The sequence below is a fragment of the Streptomyces sp. NPDC087263 genome, from assembly GCF_044744645.1.
GTDB lineage: Bacteria > Actinomycetota > Actinomycetes > Streptomycetales > Streptomycetaceae > Streptomyces.
The window spans coordinates 129,007-144,485 of record NZ_JBIUYT010000006.1 but is presented as its reverse complement, the minus strand read 5'-3'; the positions used below and the strand labels follow the sequence as shown (position 1 = coordinate 144,485).

The following is a 15,479-nucleotide window of genomic DNA, read 5'->3' as shown; positions in this document are numbered from 1 at the left end:
TCTCTGGCAAGCTCACGCCACCGCAGTGACAAGCGCCGCCCGTAATGTCCTGTTCGGGGGCATCATGGGTGGGTCGAGCACGGCCGTGAATCACAGCGGAGCTTCAGGAAAGCAAGTCACACTGGGTCGAACGGACCGACAGTGCGACAATTCAGTCACTCAGACCGTGACCCGGGCCTACGGCGTGCGCGTGCGCCGGCCCCGGTCACTCCGGCGCCGCCGGGCGGTTCTCCCGTGGGGGGTGGGACCGCCCGGCGGTATCTTTCCGGGCTCGCGCGTACCGGTTTCCCTCGTATCGCCGTTCGACGGTTCATCCGACACGCCGTTCGAGGACCAGTCCCATGGCCGGTTTTTCCGGATGCCCCGTTTTCATCCGGCTCCCACGGTGGACAATTAGGGGCATGAGCCAGCAGGGGGAGAAGCCCACCGGTCATGAGGACGACTGGTGGGGGCAGTTGTACGACGACTCCACCGAGGACACGGGGCCCGCGGCCGTGGCCGATTCCCTCGACGACCGGTTCGCGTCGGCCGCGGGGACGGTGGGTCTTGAGCCCGCGCCCGCTCCGCGACCGGGGCGAGCGCCCGAGCTCGACGTCCCGCCTCAGCCGGAGCGGCCTCCCGCCGTACCCGAGCAGCGCCCCGGCCGCTGGGACCGCGGCGACGCCCCCCAGCCGAGCCCCGGCCTCAGACGGAGCCCCGATCCCGGTCCCTGGCAGGCTCCGCCCGCCGGTCCGCCCCCGGGTCCGGCTGCCGCTCCGCCCACCGAACCGGCCGCCGACCCGTCCGTTCCCGCCATCTTCCCGCCGGGGCCGACCCCGCCGGGATTCCACCCGCAGGAGCCCCCGAGCCGCACGTCCACGGAGTCACCCGCGGCGGACGTACTCGACTCGAACGCTCCCGTATCCGAAGCTCCTGTATTCGAAGCTCCTGTATTCGAAGCCCCGGTCTCGGAAGCCCCGATCCAGAACGCTCCGGGCCCGAACGCCCCCGCGCCCGAGGACGCCCCGCCGCTCCCCGCCCTCCGGGATGCCGTCATGGACACGCCCCGGGACCGCGAACCCACCCTCTCCGTCCTCCAGCAGCCCCCCGCCGTCGACTACGTCGGCTCGGGCCCGCCCACCTACGACGCCGAGCCCACCTCCCTCCCGCCCGCCGACCCCGACGAACTCGACGACCTGGTCGCCGACACGGTGCTGGACGGGGCGCGGTACGGAACCAGCACGCTGCGGGCCGTCTCCGTACGCGGGGACTCCGCGCGCTACCGGGGCGAGCCACGCCGGGACTCGCTGCTCACCGCCCGGTTCGGTACGGGGGAGCAGGCGCTCGTGCTGGTCGCGATGGCGACCGGGGCCCGCGCCACGCCCGGCGCGCACCTGGCGGCGGCCGAGGCCTGCCAGTGGATCGGGCGGGCCGTCGGGCGCAGTCACGCACGGCTGGCCGAGGACATCAGGGCCGCCCGCCGCGGCGACCTGAAGTCGGGGCTGCACCGGCTCACCGACCGCAGCCTCGGCAAACTGCGGGCCAGCGCGGCCGAGCAAGGCATCGAACCCGAGGAGTACACCGCGAGCCTGCGGTGCCTGCTGCTGCCCGCCGACCCCGAATGCCGTACGCGCGTCTTCTTCGGCATCGGGGCGGGCGGCCTGTTCCGGTTGCGGGACGGCGAGTGGCAGGACATCGAGCCGCGGGTCGCCGACACCACCGGCGAGGCCGTGGTCGGCTTCGGGTCGCTGCCCCACGAGACCCCGGAGGGCGACCGGCTCACCATGGACCTGGGGATCACGACACCCCCGAGCCCGTACGAGGCGATCGCCGAGCCGCCCCGCGCCCCGTTCCGCTTCCGTGCCTCAGTCGCCCGCCCGGGTGACACGCTCCTGCTGTGCACCGGCGGCCTCGCGGAGCCCCTGCGCGGCGAACCGGAGCTCGCGGAGCATCTGACGGCGCGATGGTCGGCGGCGGAACCGCCGGGTCTGGCCGCGTTCCTCGCGGACACCCAGGTGCGGGTCAAGGGATACGCCGATGATCGAACAGCCGCGGCCGTTTGGGAGGCGTAACGGTTGGGCTTGTGGATTCATGGAACCCAGAGGGATCTCCGGACACCGAAGGGCACGTGAAGTCATGGCCAAGCAGAACGTCGCCGAACAGTTCGTCGACATCCTCGTCCGCGCGGGAGTGAAGCGGCTGTACGGGGTCGTCGGCGACAGCCTCAACCCGGTCGTGGACGCGATCCGGCGCAACTCCGCCATCGACTGGATCCACGTCCGGCACGAGGAGACCGCCGCCTTCGCCGCGGGCGCCGAGGCCCAGGTCACCGGCAGGCTCGCCGCCTGCGCCGGCTCCTGCGGCCCCGGAAACCTGCACCTGATCAACGGCCTGTACGACGCCCACCGCTCGATGGCCCCGGTGCTCGCCCTCGCCTCCCACATCCCCTCCAGCGAGATCGGCCTCGGGTACTTCCAGGAGACCCACCCCGAGCGGCTCTTCAACGAGTGCAGCCACTACAACGAGATGATCTCCAACCCGAAGCAGATGCCGAGGCTGCTCCAGACCGCCATTCAGCACGCGGTGGGCCAGTCCGGCGTCAGCGTCGTCTCGCTCCCCGGCGACATCGCCTCCGAGCCCGCCCCCGACAAGACCCTGGAGACAGCCCTCGTCACCTCCCGGCCCAGCGTCCGCCCGGGCGACACCGAGATCGACAAGCTCGTCGCGATGATCGACGAGGCGGACAAGGTCACGCTCTTCTGCGGCAGCGGCACCGCGGGCGCGCACGCCGAGGTCATGGAGTTCGCGGAGAAGATCAAGTCCCCGGTCGGGCACGCGCTGCGGGGCAAGGAGTGGATCCAGTACGACAACCCGTACGACGTCGGCATGAGCGGTCTGCTCGGCTACGGCGCCGCCTACGAGGCGACGCACGAGTGCGATCTCCTCATCCTGCTCGGCACCGACTTCCCGTACAACGCCTTCCTCCCCGACGACGTCAAGATCGCCCAGGTCGACGTCCGCCCCGAGCGCCTGGGCCGCCGCTCCAAGCTGGAACTGGCCGTGTGGGGCGATGTGTTGGAGACCCTGCGCTGTCTCACCCCGCGGGTGAAGCCCAAGGAGAACCGGCGCTTCCTCGACAAGATGCTGAAGAAGCACGCCGACGCGCTCGAAGGAGTCATCAAGGCGTACACGAGGAAGGTCGAGAAGCACGTTCCGATCCACCCCGAGTACGTCGCCTCGCTGGTCGACGAACTCGCCGCCGAGGACGCGGTGTTCACCGTCGACACGGGGATGTGCAATGTCTGGGCGGCCCGCTACATCACGCCCAACGGCCGCCGCCGGGTGATCGGTTCGTTCTCGCACGGCTCGATGGCGAACGCGCTGCCGATGGCCATCGGCGCCCAGTTCACCGACCGGAAGCGGCAGGTCGTGTCGATGTCCGGGGACGGCGGGTTCTCCATGCTGATGGGCGACTTCCTCACCCTCGTCCAGTACGACCTGCCGGTGAAGATCGTCCTCTTCAACAACTCCTCCCTGGGCATGGTCGAGTTGGAGATGCTGGTCGCCGGGATGCCCTCGTTCGGGACCACGAACAAGAACCCCGACTTCGCGGCCGTGGCCCGCGCCTGTGGTGCCTACGGTGTGCGCGTGGAGAAGCCCAAGGAACTCGCCGGCGCCCTCAAGGACGCCTTCAGGCACAAGGGCCCGGCCCTCGTCGACGTCGTCACCGACCCCAACGCCCTGTCCATCCCGCCGAAGATCAGCGCGGAGATGGTGACGGGCTTCGCGCTGTCGGCGTCGAAGGTCGTGCTGGACGGGGGAGTGGGGCGCATGGTGCAGATGGCCCGCTCCAACCTTCGGAACATGCCTCGCCCATAGAGGCGTCGGCTCTCCCCGTATCGGCCCAAGGCTCTAGGCCCGAGTCGCCGGACGGACTGTATACGGTCGGATCGGCAGCGTCGCATGGGTAGTTGGGCCGATTGATCCTGGTCGGGGTGTCCCGACGGAGGTCGGTCCGCAGGCGTGCGGGACCCGTCGGCCGGGTGCCGTCCCGAACGGCAGGCGCAACCGCCTCCACCAGAGTCTCCTTCCACCAGGGCCGTCCCCCCATGCGCCGCCGTACGAACGGTTGTTGACCATTCGACATGACTGTCGCGTTCCTGACGGGGCATGGATCCCGTGAACGTGTTCGAGTGGGAGGGAAACCGACATCGGCGCGCAGGCGGGGGTCATGAAGAGGCACGGGCGAGGAGGTGGTCCGATGGCCATCGGGGTCTCCTCCGGGAAAGCGGTGGAGGAAGCGGCCGACAGCGCGATGGGCCGACCGGGCGGAGCACAGCTCAGGCGGAGGCTGGGCAGAGCGGACCTGCGGGCGGTGCCCGAGGTCCGTAAGGCGCTGCGGGAACTGTTACGGCACTGGGGGAGGCCGGGAAGGTCGGACGTGGCCGAGCTGCTGACCAGCGAGCTCGTCACCAACGCACTCATCCACACCGACCACGACGCGGTCCTGACGGCCACCGTCGGGCCCCGTGGACTCCGGGTGGAAGTAAGGGACTTCGTAGGACGCAGACCCACGCTGCGGGTACCGAACGCCGACGACGGTACGCACGGCAGGGGTCTCATCCTCGTCCAGTCCCTCGCGGACGCGTGGGGGGTGCGGGCGCACGGCGTGGGCAAGGCGGTGTGGTTCGAACTGGACGGCGGCGCGGTGTAGAGCTATCGCGCCGCCGTCCCAGTGTTCGCGACCTTGGCCGAACGGCCCTTGTTTCCGGTCGGTCCTAGCCGAACTGCTGCTCAAGATCCTTGAGCTTGCGCTCCAGGGAGTCGAGACGCGGCAGGGCCATCGTGTCGTCCTCCGCGGTGAGATCGACGGTGAACGGTTCGGCGCTGCTCTTGCGGACGGGCTGAAGCGAGGGCCGCGAGCGGACGGGCAGCTGCTCCGGGGCCGATATGGCAGGCTCCGCGGAGGCCTGGGCGGAGGTCCGCTCCACGGTCGCCGTCTCAAGCTCCCGTCCGCCACCGCCACCGCCACCACCGGGGCCGGGGCCGGGCAACGCCTTGTGACCACGGCTGAGCGCCTTGAGGTGCGCCCGCTCGACACGCTCCTCGTTGCGGCGGCGCAGTCGGGTCTGCTCCTTCTCGCGCTTGTCCTCGCGCACCTCGTCCACGGCCTCGTCAAGGGTGCGCACGTTCTCCAGGAGCATCAACGACCAGGCGCTGTACGTCTCGCGGGGCGCGCGCAGCCAGCGGACCATCCGGATCTGCGGCAGCGGACGCGGGACCAGGCCCTGTTCACGCAGCGCGGCACGGCGGGTCTGCTTCAGTGCGCGGTCGAACAGCACGGCGGCGGACAGTGACATTCCGGCGAAGAACTGCGGGGCGCCCGCGTTGTCGATGCCACGAGGTGCGTGCACCCAGTTGAACCAGGCGGCGGCGCCGGCGAAGGTCCACACGAGTATCCGGGAGCCGAGCGCCGCGTCGCCGTGACTGGCCTCGCGCACCGCGAGCACGGAGCAGAACATGGCCGCGCCGTCGAGACCGAACGGGACCAGGTACTCCCAGCCGCCCGAGAGGTTCAGGTTCTCCTTGCCGAAGCCGACAAGGCCGTGGAAGGAGAGTGCGGCCGCGACCGCGGCACAGCAGAAGAGCAGCACGTAGGAGGCCGTTCCGTATATGGCCTCCTTGCGCCTGCGGCGCTCCTCGCTGCGCTCCCAGGTGTCTTCCGTGCTCGCCGCTTTCACCCCGGACCGCTTGCCGCGCGCGAGCACCGCCACCGCCGCCAGCAGGCCCAGGAGCAGAACGGCGCCCGGAAGCAGCCAGTTCAGCGATATGTCGGTCAGTCTCATCTGGGGTCCCTTGCATTGGGATAGGGCGTAACGCCCGTCATAGTGGCCCAATCCCATCGGCCCTCAGGGGTTTTCGGGGCAAGAGGCCGCCAACGGAGTGCAAGGGGATGCGCAGGGCGACATTCTGCTCGAACTACCGCGCGAGGGACGGGAGTTGAGTGCGATTAACACTACTCGTACGGGTGGTTCAACGGAAAGCGCCTGCGGCATGTGAGGAAACTGTGAAACGCCCGTAATCCGCGGGACGCGCCCATGGGGAGTACCGCGAGAGTTGATCTTAAGGCATGTGTGAGGGTGGCTTGTTCTCGATGGTGCCTCAACTTGCCGCGGCAGCCGTCAACTTGGAGACGCGGTCCTGGTCGCAGGTGCGCGGGCAGGTGGCGCAGGTGTCCTCGGGGCGCAGCGTGTAGAAGAGGCAGCAGCTCACCCGGTCGCGAGTGGGCAGCGACTGGCCGTTCGGCCCGGTCAGTTCACGGAACGCGGGGGAACCGGCGTAGGGCCCGGTGGATCCCGGCAGCAGCAGCTCCAGCTCGTTCATCGCGCGCCGCTCCTCGCCGAGGAGGCCGGCGACGTACCACAGGCCCTCGACGATCTCGTCGGTCGCCATGCCCCACAGCGCGCGGCCGCGCCGCCGCATGCGCGGTCCGAAGCCGCCGAGTACCGGCTCCAGGTGCTCGGCCACCGCGGCCCGCACCTCGGCCCGCAGGGTCTCCTCGTCCGGTACGACGCGGGCGCCGGGCAGGCCCGCCGCGGGGTCGTCGGGCAGGCAGGCGAATTCACCGGTCCGCACCGCCATCCGTCCGAGGGTCCGCTGGAATGTGACGTGCTCCACAGGGAAGCGGGGCACGCGGCGCTCCAGGAACCACGGCAGGGTGATCAGCAGACAGGCCGGCCAGGCGTAACGGTGAAGCCCGAAGCCGGCCACCACGTCGGGGCGCCCCCGCTGCCCGTAGTCCGCGATCACCTGCGCCTCGTCCCACGCCAGGAACGCGTCGAGGTCGGCGCCGCCCTCCGCGAGCCCTGCTGCCGTGACCCAGCCGGTGTCCCGGGGGGCCGCTTCGCCGGGCCCGAGCTCCGTGACGCTCAGGTCGGGGAAGACCGCGGTCAGCCGGGCATAGGTGTCCGCGACGACCGAACGGGCCGGACGGGCGCCGGCCAGGGCCGAGGTGCCTGCGGTCGGGGCGGGAACGCGCATGCGAAGACCACCATTTCACGATCGCTGACAGGTAAGCCTTACCTTACCCGGTGCGGTCGAGGTTTGAACTGACGGCGACTGGGCCTATGGTGCTTGACGGACGAGTAACAACCACCGCATTGGCCCCCAAGTGCCGACAAGCCCGGAGGAGGTTCCCGTGGAGCAGGCCGGCCCACGCAGCGCGTACGGCTCCACCGGAGTGGGAATCCCGGACCTGCGTACCGGGACCGTTCGAGTACCCGCACAGCCGCAGGCCGCGGACGTGGACCGGGAGCGGGGTGTCGCCACCCCTGGGGCCGCCGCCCTGGGAGCGCCCGGGCCGGCAGCCACCTCCGGAGCCGAGGCCCCCGCTGTCGGTGCCGCCGAGGTCCGTGGCGAGCACACGCACAGCGAGGCGCCCATCCCGCGCCCCCGTGCCGAGAGCGCGCGTCCCGTCGTGCAGCGCGCCTCCGTACGCGGGCAGATCCTCGACGCCCTGCGCGCCGCGCTCGTCGCGGGCGAACTCACGCCCGGGGCGGTCTACTCGGCGCCCGTGCTCGGTGAACGCTTCGGGGTGTCCGCGACACCCGTACGCGAGGCGATGCAGCAGCTCGCACTCGAAGGTGCCGTCGAGGTCGTGCCCAACCGCGGGTTCCGGGTCGTCGAACGCGGCACCCGCGAGCTGGCCGAACTCGCCGAGATCCGTGCCCTGATCGAGGTCCCGGTGATGCTGCGGCTGGCCCGCACGGTGCCCGCCGCGCGCTGGGCCGAGCTGCGCCCGCTCTCCGACGCGACGGTCCGGGCCGCGTCCCTGGGCTGCCGCGCGACCTATGCCGAGTCCGACCGCGTCTTCCACCGCGCGATCCTCGCCCTCGCCGGCAACAGCCAGCTGGTGCGGACCGCCGACGACCTGCACCGCCGCGCCCAGTGGCCCCTGGTCGGCGGCCCCGTCACCCGCGGTCGCGCCGACCTCGTCGCCGACGCCGCCGAACACACCGCACTCCTGGAAGCGCTCGTCGCCCAGGACCTGCCGGTCGTGCAGTCGCTCCTACGGGAGCACTTCGCGGGCGCGTGATCTCCGCGCGCGTCGTCGCCGGTATGTCCCCTTCGATGCGGCCGTGTCACGGACGTGTGGGTTCTGTGCAACAAGTCCCGTACAGGGGCAACCCGGTGGCCGGACGGTGGCGTGCTCCCCCGCACAGGCACGACCACTCCTACCCTCGGGGGCGACCGACGATGTATCCCGATCCAGGCTGGCAGGCGCAACAGCGGTTCGACCAGTCGCGGCGATTCCAGCGGATGAACGACGACATGGACGTCCAGCGCCGCCGCCGAGCCCGCGGGGGCGTCGGCTCCGGCCTCGGCGGGCTACTGAAGGCGGCCCTCCTCGTGGGCATCGTCGTCCTCCTCGTCCAGAACCCCGAACTGCGGCACGAGGCCTGGACGTTCGTCCAGAGCCTGTGGACGGACGTCCAGAACAGCTAGGACCTGACCTACGCCGTTGCCGCAGGCGGGTCCAACTGCTGGGCCAGCCAGGTCGGTACGCCGCCCAGGAGCCGGAACAGCCGTCCCGCCTCGGCCCGTAGCCGGGACGCCTCCGGCTCCGTCTCGGCGTCCGCCAGCGAGGCGAGGGCGGGGACCGTACCGACGAGGAAGCCCAACTCCTCGCGGATCCGCAGGGATTCGGCGAAGCCGTGCCGGGCCTCCGCCAACTCGCCCTCCTGTAGCGCGAGTCCGGCAAGGTGGCGCCAGGTGAAGGAGAGCAGCAGCGAGTCGCCCTGCGCCGTGGCGCCTGCGTGGGCGCGCCGGTAGGCGGCGCGGGCGGACTCCGGTGAGTGCGCGAGGTTCTGGGCGACCAGCCCGCGCCGGAAGTCCAGCAGCGCCCGTCCCCGTGCCCCGGGCGTGATCAGCGCGGCGGCGCGGCTCAGCGCGGCCCGCGCCTCGTCCGCCCGGTCCCGTACGCCGAGCAGTGTGGCCGCGTACGCGAGCTGCCCGCGCTCACACGCCGCCGCGCCGCGCTCGTCGTCGCTGCGTGCCACCGCCTCCGCCGTCCGCAGCGCGTCCTCCGCCGCGGCCCAGCCCTGCTCGGTGTACAGACACCCCTCGACGAGAAGCGCCGCTCTCTGCAGCGCCGGTTCCGCGGTGCGCGGATCGAGCAGCGCCGCCGCGTCGGACCAGCAGGCGCGCGAGCGCAGCCGCCATACCGCGGTCTGGAGTGGATCGTCACCTGCGGTCGTTCCGGAACCAGACATGGCGGAATGCGCCACGTTGCCCTCCCCGAGCACACCATTGAGCTGTTGAGTGGTGGCATCTCAGCACGGATCACGGGGCCCGGCCAAGGGGGTGGGTGAAGGATTTCACAAAGTCATGGCTGTCACTCGGCGCATCCGAGGAGGCAGAAATCAGCTCATTCGCAGTGCCAGGAAGAAGTCCAGCTTGTCCTCCAGGCGTGAAAGGTCACGACTCGTCAACTGCTCGATACGCCCCACGCGATAGCGCAGCGTGTTGACGTGCAGGTGGAGACGGGTGGCGCAGCGCGTCCAGGAGCCGTCGCAGTCGAGGAACGCCTCCAGGGTGGGAATCAGCTCGGCGCGATGGCGACGGTCGTAGTCCCGCAGCGGATCGAGCAGCCGGGCCGTGAACGCCCGGCGTACGTCGTCCGGTACGAAGGGCAGCAGCAGCACGTGCGAGGCCAGCTCCTGGTGCCCGGCCGCGCACACCCGCCCGGGACGCGCCGCGGCGACCCGACGCGCGTGCCGGGCCTCCTCCAGCGCGCCGCGCAGCCCCTCCGCCGAGTGCACGGCGGCGCTGACGCCGAGCGTGAGCCGCCCGTCGTCGTTCAGCCCGGCGGTCAGCGGGTCCCGTACGGCCTCAAGAAGTGTCTCGGCGAGCAGTCCGGGCTCCGAACCGTCGTGCTCCGAGGACACCGCGGGGAGCGCGAGCAGGGCAACGGCCTCCTCGCCGGTGTGGGCGACGGCGATGCGGTCGGAGTGCTCGGTTCCCGAGGACAGCGGGTTGACGAGGATCTCCTCAAGGAGCGACTGGGCGACCAGGCAGCCCTCGATGTCCCCGCCGTCCCACTCGACGCGGGCCACGACCACCTGCCAGTGCGGGGCCGCGCCGAGCCCGGGGAGCAGCACCGGAGCGGCGACCCGCAGCCGCGCCGCGATCTCGGCGGGCGCGGCACCCGTCTGCACCAGCTCCAGGACCTCCTGCGCGAGCCGCCGGCGCACCGCGCGGGCCGAGTCCCGCCGCTCCCGCTCGACCGAGATCAGCTGGGTGACGCCCTGAAGTAGATCGAGCCGCTCCTCGGGCCAGTCCCCGGCGTCCGCCTCGACCGCGAGCAGCCAGTCGGAGAGCACCGTCTCGCGCACATCCCGGGACGCGCCCGTGGAGCGGCCCGAGGAGGGGACGGGGAAGAGCGAGTACGTCGTCGTGCCGACCGTGACCCGGTGCGGCCCCCGGCGCCCGGTGCGCGCCGCCGCCAGATGGCCGGCGGCCAGCTTGGCGCAGACGTCCGGCGGCAGCGCGGCCCCCGCGAGCTTCGAGCCCGCGATGGGCCGGCCGGTGGGGGAGAGCACCCACGCCCGCAGATCCAGGTCGGAGCCGAGCAGGTCCAGGACGACATCGGGCCCGCCGCCCGCGGGGCCGGAGGTCATCATCCGCCGGTGCCGGTCCACCACGGCCGCCAGATCCCCGGCCCGCTCGCCCGAGACCTGCCGTACGACGTGCTCGGTGATCGTCGCGAAGGCCACCGACTCGTTCACCCCGAACAGCGGCAGCCGGTGCCGTGCGCAGGCCTGGATCAGATCGTCCGGGACGTCGCCGAGCTCCGCCTCCCCCGCGGCGAGGGCCGCGACCCCGGCGCCCGCGAGGATGCGGGCGAAGGGCTCGGAGTCGGCGGCGTCGTGCCGCCAGGCGAGACCGGTGAGGACCAGCTCGCCGCCCGAGAGATAGCGACTGGGGTCCTTGAGGTCCGTGGTCATCACACCGCGTACGGTGCGGTCCAGCTCGTCCTCGCCGCCGAGCAGCCGCAGGCCCAGCGCGTCGGTGTCCAGCAGTGCGCGCAGCCGCATTCTCGTCGCCGCCGATCTTTGTCTCGAAATCTACGATGGATCTGTATGGCGCCGGGGTGAGGACCCCGCGGGATGGCTCCGGGGTGAGAACCCCGCGGGAGGATCCACCACCCGCTTGAGCCTGTGTCCTGGGCTTTCGAGAGTTGTGCTCACTGTTTCCAGGGAAAAACCGAGAGGTTACTGACGACCTCCGTTCATACGAATCTACAAGATGCGCACCCTGGCCAGCCAACTCCTTCATGGTTTCCGTGACTGACCCTCATGGAGGACGGCGCTGTGTACTGGCCTCACTCCGCGTAAACAACTCATGAACGAGCCGGGCCCGCCGCACCCGATCTGGCTTGATCAGAACCACCGCGACCACCACGATACGAATGAAGAGAGCCACTCATGGACTTCCTTCGCCCCGCCAGCTGGGAGGAGGCGCTCGCCGCCAAGGCTGAGCACCCCACCGCTGTGCCGATTGCGGGTGGCACCGATGTGATGGTCGAGATCAACTTCGACCACCGCAGGCCCGAGTACCTCCTCGATCTGAACCGCATCGGCGAGCTGAGCGACTGGGAGGTCGGCGAGGAGAGCGTGCGCCTGGGCGCCTCCGTGCCCTACACCAAGATCATGGAGCAGCTGCGCGGCGAGCTGCCCGGCCTGGCCCTCGCCTCCCACACCGTGGCCTCCCCGCAGATCCGCAACCGCGGCGGCGTCGGCGGCAACCTCGGCACCGCCTCCCCGGCCGGCGACGCCCACCCCGCCCTCCTCGCGGCGGGCGCCGAGGTCGAGGCCGAGTCCGTCCGCGGCACCCGCCTGATCCCGATCGACGCCTTCTACACCGGCGTGAAGCGCAACGCGCTCGCTCCGGACGAGCTCATCAGGGCCGTACACATCACGAAGGCGGACGGCCCGCAGCAGTACTCCAAGGTCGGCACCCGCAACGCCATGGTCATCGCGGTCTGTGCCTTCGGCCTGGCCCTGCACCCGTCCTCGCGCACGGTCCGCACCGGCATCGGTTCCGCCGCGCCCACACCCGTCCGCGCCAAGGTCGCCGAGGAGTTCCTGAACGCGGCGCTCGAAGAGGGCGGCTTCTGGGACAACGGCAGGATCATCACCCCGTCGGTCGCCAAGCAGTTCGCGGACCTCTGCTCCGCCGCCTGCAACCCGATCGACGACGTCCGTGGCACGGCGAGCTACCGCCGCCACGCGGTCGCCATCATGGCCCGCCGCACGCTCACCTGGACCTGGGAGTCGTACCGCGGCAGCGCCGCTCGCACGGAGGGAGTCGCGTAATGCGCGTCAATTTCACGGTCAACGGCCGTCAGCAGGAAGCCGACGACGTCTGGGAGGGCGAGTCCCTTCTGTACGTGCTGCGCGAGCGGATGGGACTGCCGGGTTCCAAGAACGCCTGCGAGCAGGGCGAGTGCGGCTCCTGCACGGTCCGCCTCGACGGCGTACCGGTGTGTTCCTGTCTCGTCGCCGCCGGGCAGGTCGAAGGGCGCGAGGTCGTCACGGTGGAGGGGCTCGCGGAGTACGCCAAGCAGCGGGCCGAGCACGGCGGTTGCGGTACCTCCCTGGACCAGGCCAAGCGGTGGGAGTCGAAACCGCAGGACTCGCACACCGGCGAAGGCGGCGAACTCGCCCCCATCCAGCAGGCGTTCATCGACGCAGGCGCCGTCCAGTGCGGCTTCTGCACCCCCGGTCTGCTGGTCGCGGCCGACGAGATGCTGGAGCACAACCCGACCCCGACCGACGCGGACATCCGCGAGGCGCTCTCGGGCAACCTGTGCCGCTGCACCGGCTACGAGAAGATCATGGACGCGGTCCGCCTGGCGGCCGCCCGGCAGTCCGAGGCGGTCTGATCATGGGAACGACCGGTACACCCACCAACATCACCCAGGGCTCCAAGACCAAGGGCGGCATCGGCGAGTCGACGCTGCGCCCGGACGGCACGCTCAAGGTCACCGGCGAGTTCGCGTACTCGTCCGACATGTGGCACGAGGACATGCTCTGGGGCCAGATCCTGCGCTCCACGGTCGCGCACGCCGAGATCGTGTCGATCGACACCTCGGAGGCGCTCGCCCAGGCCGGCGTCTACGCCGTCCTGACGTACGACGACCTGCCGACCGCCGTGAAGAACTACGGCCTGGAGATCCAGGACACCCCGGTCCTCGCCCACGGCAAGGTCCGCCACCACGGCGAGCCGGTCGCGATCGTCGCCGCCGACCACCCGGAGACCGCGCGCCGCGCCGCCGCCAAGATCAAGGTCGAGTACCGCGAACTGCCGGTCATCACGGACGAGGCGTCCGCGACCGCGCCGGACGCGATCCTCGTCCACGAAGGCCGCGACGACCACCACATCGGCCATGTGCCGCACCCGAACATCGTGCACCGTCAGCCGATCGTCCGCGGAGACGTCGAAGCCGCCCGGGAGCGCGCCGACTTCATCGTCGAGGGCGAGTACACCTTCGGCATGCAGGACCAGGCCTTCCTCGGCCCCGAGTCCGGCCTCGCCGTGCCCGCCGAGGACGGCGGCGTGGACCTCTACATCGCCACCCAGTGGCTGCACTCCGACCTCAAGCAGATCGCCCCGGTTCTGGGCCTGCCCGAGGACAAGGTCCGGATGACGCTGTCCGGCGTCGGCGGCGCGTTCGGCGGCCGCGAGGACCTGTCGATGCAGATCCACGCCTGCCTGCTCGCCCTGCGCACCGGCAAACCGGTCAAGATCGTCTACAACCGCTTCGAGTCCTTCTTCGGGCACGTCCACCGCCACCCCGCCAAGCTCCACTACGAGCACGGGGCGACCAAGGACGGCAAGCTCACGCACCTGAAGGCCCGGATCGTCCTGGACGGCGGTGCGTACGCCTCCGCCTCCCCGGCGGTCGTCGGCAACGCCGCCTCGCTGGGCGCGGGACCGTACGTCATCGAGAACGTCGACATCGAGGCCCTCGCGCTCTACACCAACAACCCGCCGTGCGGCGCCATGCGCGGCTTCGGCGCCGTCCAGGCCTGCTTCGCCTACGAGGCCCAGATGGACAGGCTCGCCGACAAGGTGGGCATGGACCGGGTCGCGTTCCGTCAGCTCAACGCGATGGAACAGGGAACGCTCCTGCCGACCGGACAGACCGTCGACTCCCCGGCGCCGGTCGCCGAACTCCTGCGCCGCGTCAAGGCGATGCCGATGCCGCCGGAGCAGCAGTGGCTCGCGGCCGGCGAGGCCGCCGACGTACGGCAGTTGCCGGGCGGCCTCTCCAACACCACGCACGGCGAAGGCGTCGTACGCGGCGTCGGCTACGCGGTCGGCATCAAGAACGTCGGCTTCTCCGAGGGCTTCGACGACTACTCGACTGCCAAGGTGCGTATGGAGGTTGTCGGCGGCGAGCCCGTCGCGACCGTGCACACCGCGATGGCGGAGGTCGGCCAGGGCGGCGTCACCGTCCACGCGCAGATCGCCCGCACCGAACTGGGCGTCACCCAGGTGACGATCCACCCGGCGGACACACAGGTGGGCTCGGCCGGTTCGACCTCGGCCTCCCGCCAGACGTACGTCACCGGTGGCGCCGTCAAGAACTCCTGCGAGCTCGTCCGCGAGAAGGTCCTGGAGCTCGGCCGCCGCAAGTTCGGTACGTACCACCCGGCCTGGGCCACCGCCGAACTGCTGCTGGAGGGCGGCAAGGTCGTCACCGACGGCGGCGAGGTCCTCGCCGACCTGGCGGACGTACTGGAGGACTCGGCCGTCGAGATCGAGGCCGAGTGGCGGCACCGCCCGACGGAGGCCTTCGACCTGCGCACCGGGCAGGGCTTCGGCCATGTCCAGTACACCTTCGCCGCGCACCGCGCCGTCGTCGAGGTGGACACCGAACTCGGCCTGGTCAAGGTCATCGAACTGGCCTGCGCCCAGGACGTCGGCAAGGCACTCAACCCGCTGTCCGTCATCGGCCAGATCCAGGGCGGCACCGTCCAGGGCCTGGGCGTGGCGGTCATGGAGGAGATCATCGTCGACCCGGTTACCGCGAAGGTGCGCAACCCCTCCTTCACGGACTACCTGATCCCCACCATCCTCGACACCCCGACCATCCCGGTCGACGTGCTCGAACTCGCCGACGAGCACGCCCCGTACGGGCTCCGTGGCATCGGCGAGGCACCGACCCTGTCGTCCACCCCGGCCGTCCTCGCGGCGATCCGGAACGCGACGGGACTGGAGCTCAACCGGACGCCGGTACGGCCCGAACACCTCACCGGCACCGCCTAGCACTCTCCGGGCGGCGCACGGAACGTCACACTTCGGCGCGCCGCCCGGAGTACTCAAGTACCGCACCGCTCGCGGAACTTGACGCGCCATCAGATGTCAGAAAAACGTTCGTCTCGGGCCGTCCCCCGGGTCGTGCGGCCGAAGTACTTTCCCAAATCCCGCAG

General features: G+C 70.9%; 12 protein-coding genes. 8 read left to right on the top strand and 4 right to left on the bottom strand.

Going from position 1 to position 15,479, the window contains the following annotated elements; all coding sequences use genetic code 11:
* The first annotated feature begins 401 nt into the window (after positions 1-401).
* The 3 genes from ACIPC1_RS20995 (at position 402) to ACIPC1_RS20985 (ending at position 4,693) form a co-directional block, all read left to right on the top strand.
* Positions 402-2,051: a protein phosphatase 2C domain-containing protein gene (locus tag ACIPC1_RS20995; RefSeq protein WP_402518992.1), complete on the top strand. Its 1,650-nt coding sequence runs from the start codon at positions 402-404 to the stop codon at positions 2,049-2,051.
* A gap of 64 nt (positions 2,052-2,115) precedes the next feature.
* Positions 2,116-3,858, top strand: coding sequence for a pyruvate dehydrogenase (locus tag ACIPC1_RS20990; protein WP_402518990.1), 1,743 nt, complete (start codon positions 2,116-2,118; stop codon positions 3,856-3,858).
* Positions 3,859-4,240: 382 nt separating this feature from the next.
* On the top strand, positions 4,241-4,693 hold the full coding sequence (locus ACIPC1_RS20985) for an ATP-binding protein (protein WP_402518989.1): 453 nt from the start codon (positions 4,241-4,243) through the stop codon (positions 4,691-4,693).
* 64 nt (positions 4,694-4,757) lie between these two features.
* Here ACIPC1_RS20985 and ACIPC1_RS20980 read toward each other — a convergent pair whose 3' ends face one another.
* Entirely contained in the window at positions 4,758-5,825 is a 1,068-nt protein-coding gene (locus ACIPC1_RS20980) for a DUF2637 domain-containing protein (protein WP_402518987.1), read from the bottom strand.
* Positions 5,826-6,141: 316 nt separating this feature from the next.
* Positions 6,142-7,020, bottom strand: coding sequence for a (2Fe-2S)-binding protein (locus tag ACIPC1_RS20975; protein WP_402518985.1), 879 nt, complete (start codon positions 7,018-7,020; stop codon positions 6,142-6,144).
* 157 nt (positions 7,021-7,177) lie between these two features.
* On the opposite strand from ACIPC1_RS20975, the gene ACIPC1_RS20970 reads away from it, so the two are divergent.
* The gene (locus ACIPC1_RS20970; protein WP_402518983.1) at positions 7,178-8,074 is read left to right on the top strand and encodes a GntR family transcriptional regulator; all 897 of its coding nucleotides are present in this window, start codon (positions 7,178-7,180) and stop codon (positions 8,072-8,074) included.
* A gap of 161 nt (positions 8,075-8,235) precedes the next feature.
* The gene (locus tag ACIPC1_RS20965) at positions 8,236-8,484 is read left to right on the top strand and encodes a hypothetical protein (protein ID WP_402518982.1); all 249 of its coding nucleotides are present in this window, start codon (positions 8,236-8,238) and stop codon (positions 8,482-8,484) included.
* 8 nt (positions 8,485-8,492) lie between these two features.
* On the opposite strand, the gene ACIPC1_RS20960 is transcribed toward ACIPC1_RS20965, so the two are convergent.
* On the bottom strand, positions 8,493-9,266 hold the full coding sequence (locus ACIPC1_RS20960; protein WP_402518980.1) for a hypothetical protein: 774 nt from the start codon (positions 9,264-9,266) through the stop codon (positions 8,493-8,495).
* Between the two features lie 135 nt (positions 9,267-9,401).
* Positions 9,402-11,075 carry a PucR family transcriptional regulator gene (locus ACIPC1_RS20955; RefSeq protein ID WP_402518979.1) on the bottom strand — a complete coding sequence of 558 codons (1,674 nt, stop codon included), beginning with the start codon at positions 11,073-11,075 and terminating at the stop codon, positions 9,402-9,404.
* A 390-nt stretch (positions 11,076-11,465) separates the two neighbouring features.
* Here ACIPC1_RS20955 and ACIPC1_RS20950 point away from each other — a divergent pair, with 390 nt between their 5' ends.
* Genes ACIPC1_RS20950 through ACIPC1_RS20940 form a run of 3 tightly spaced genes read left to right on the top strand, consistent with a single transcriptional unit; the run spans position 11,466 to position 15,315 of the window.
* Positions 11,466-12,356, top strand: coding sequence for an FAD binding domain-containing protein (locus tag ACIPC1_RS20950; RefSeq protein ID WP_402518978.1), 891 nt, complete (start codon positions 11,466-11,468; stop codon positions 12,354-12,356).
* On the top strand, positions 12,356-12,925 hold the full coding sequence (locus ACIPC1_RS20945) for a (2Fe-2S)-binding protein (protein WP_384375157.1): 570 nt from the start codon (positions 12,356-12,358) through the stop codon (positions 12,923-12,925). Before ACIPC1_RS20950 ends, ACIPC1_RS20945 begins: the two co-directional genes overlap by 1 nt.
* Before the next feature lie 2 nt (positions 12,926-12,927).
* The gene (locus tag ACIPC1_RS20940; RefSeq protein WP_402518977.1) at positions 12,928-15,315 is read left to right on the top strand and encodes a xanthine dehydrogenase family protein molybdopterin-binding subunit; all 2,388 of its coding nucleotides are present in this window, start codon (positions 12,928-12,930) and stop codon (positions 15,313-15,315) included.
* Positions 15,316-15,479 lie beyond the last annotated feature (164 nt).

Coding starts and splice junctions, on each gene's coding strand:
- ACIPC1_RS20995 (WP_402518992.1), top strand. CDS start 402: ATGAGCCAGCAGGGGGAGAAGCCCACCGGTCATGAGGACGACTGGTGG.
- ACIPC1_RS20990 (WP_402518990.1), top strand. CDS start 2,116: ATGGCCAAGCAGAACGTCGCCGAACAGTTCGTCGACATCCTCGTCCGC.
- ACIPC1_RS20985 (WP_402518989.1), top strand. CDS start 4,241: ATGGCCATCGGGGTCTCCTCCGGGAAAGCGGTGGAGGAAGCGGCCGAC.
- ACIPC1_RS20980 (WP_402518987.1), bottom strand. CDS start 5,825: ATGAGACTGACCGACATATCGCTGAACTGGCTGCTTCCGGGCGCCGTT.
- ACIPC1_RS20975 (WP_402518985.1), bottom strand. CDS start 7,020: ATGCGCGTTCCCGCCCCGACCGCAGGCACCTCGGCCCTGGCCGGCGCC.
- ACIPC1_RS20965 (WP_402518982.1), top strand. CDS start 8,236: ATGTATCCCGATCCAGGCTGGCAGGCGCAACAGCGGTTCGACCAGTCG.
- ACIPC1_RS20955 (WP_402518979.1), bottom strand. CDS start 11,075: ATGCGGCTGCGCGCACTGCTGGACACCGACGCGCTGGGCCTGCGGCTG.
- ACIPC1_RS20950 (WP_402518978.1), top strand. CDS start 11,466: ATGGACTTCCTTCGCCCCGCCAGCTGGGAGGAGGCGCTCGCCGCCAAG.
- ACIPC1_RS20945 (WP_384375157.1), top strand. CDS start 12,356: ATGCGCGTCAATTTCACGGTCAACGGCCGTCAGCAGGAAGCCGACGAC.
- ACIPC1_RS20940 (WP_402518977.1), top strand. CDS start 12,928: ATGGGAACGACCGGTACACCCACCAACATCACCCAGGGCTCCAAGACC.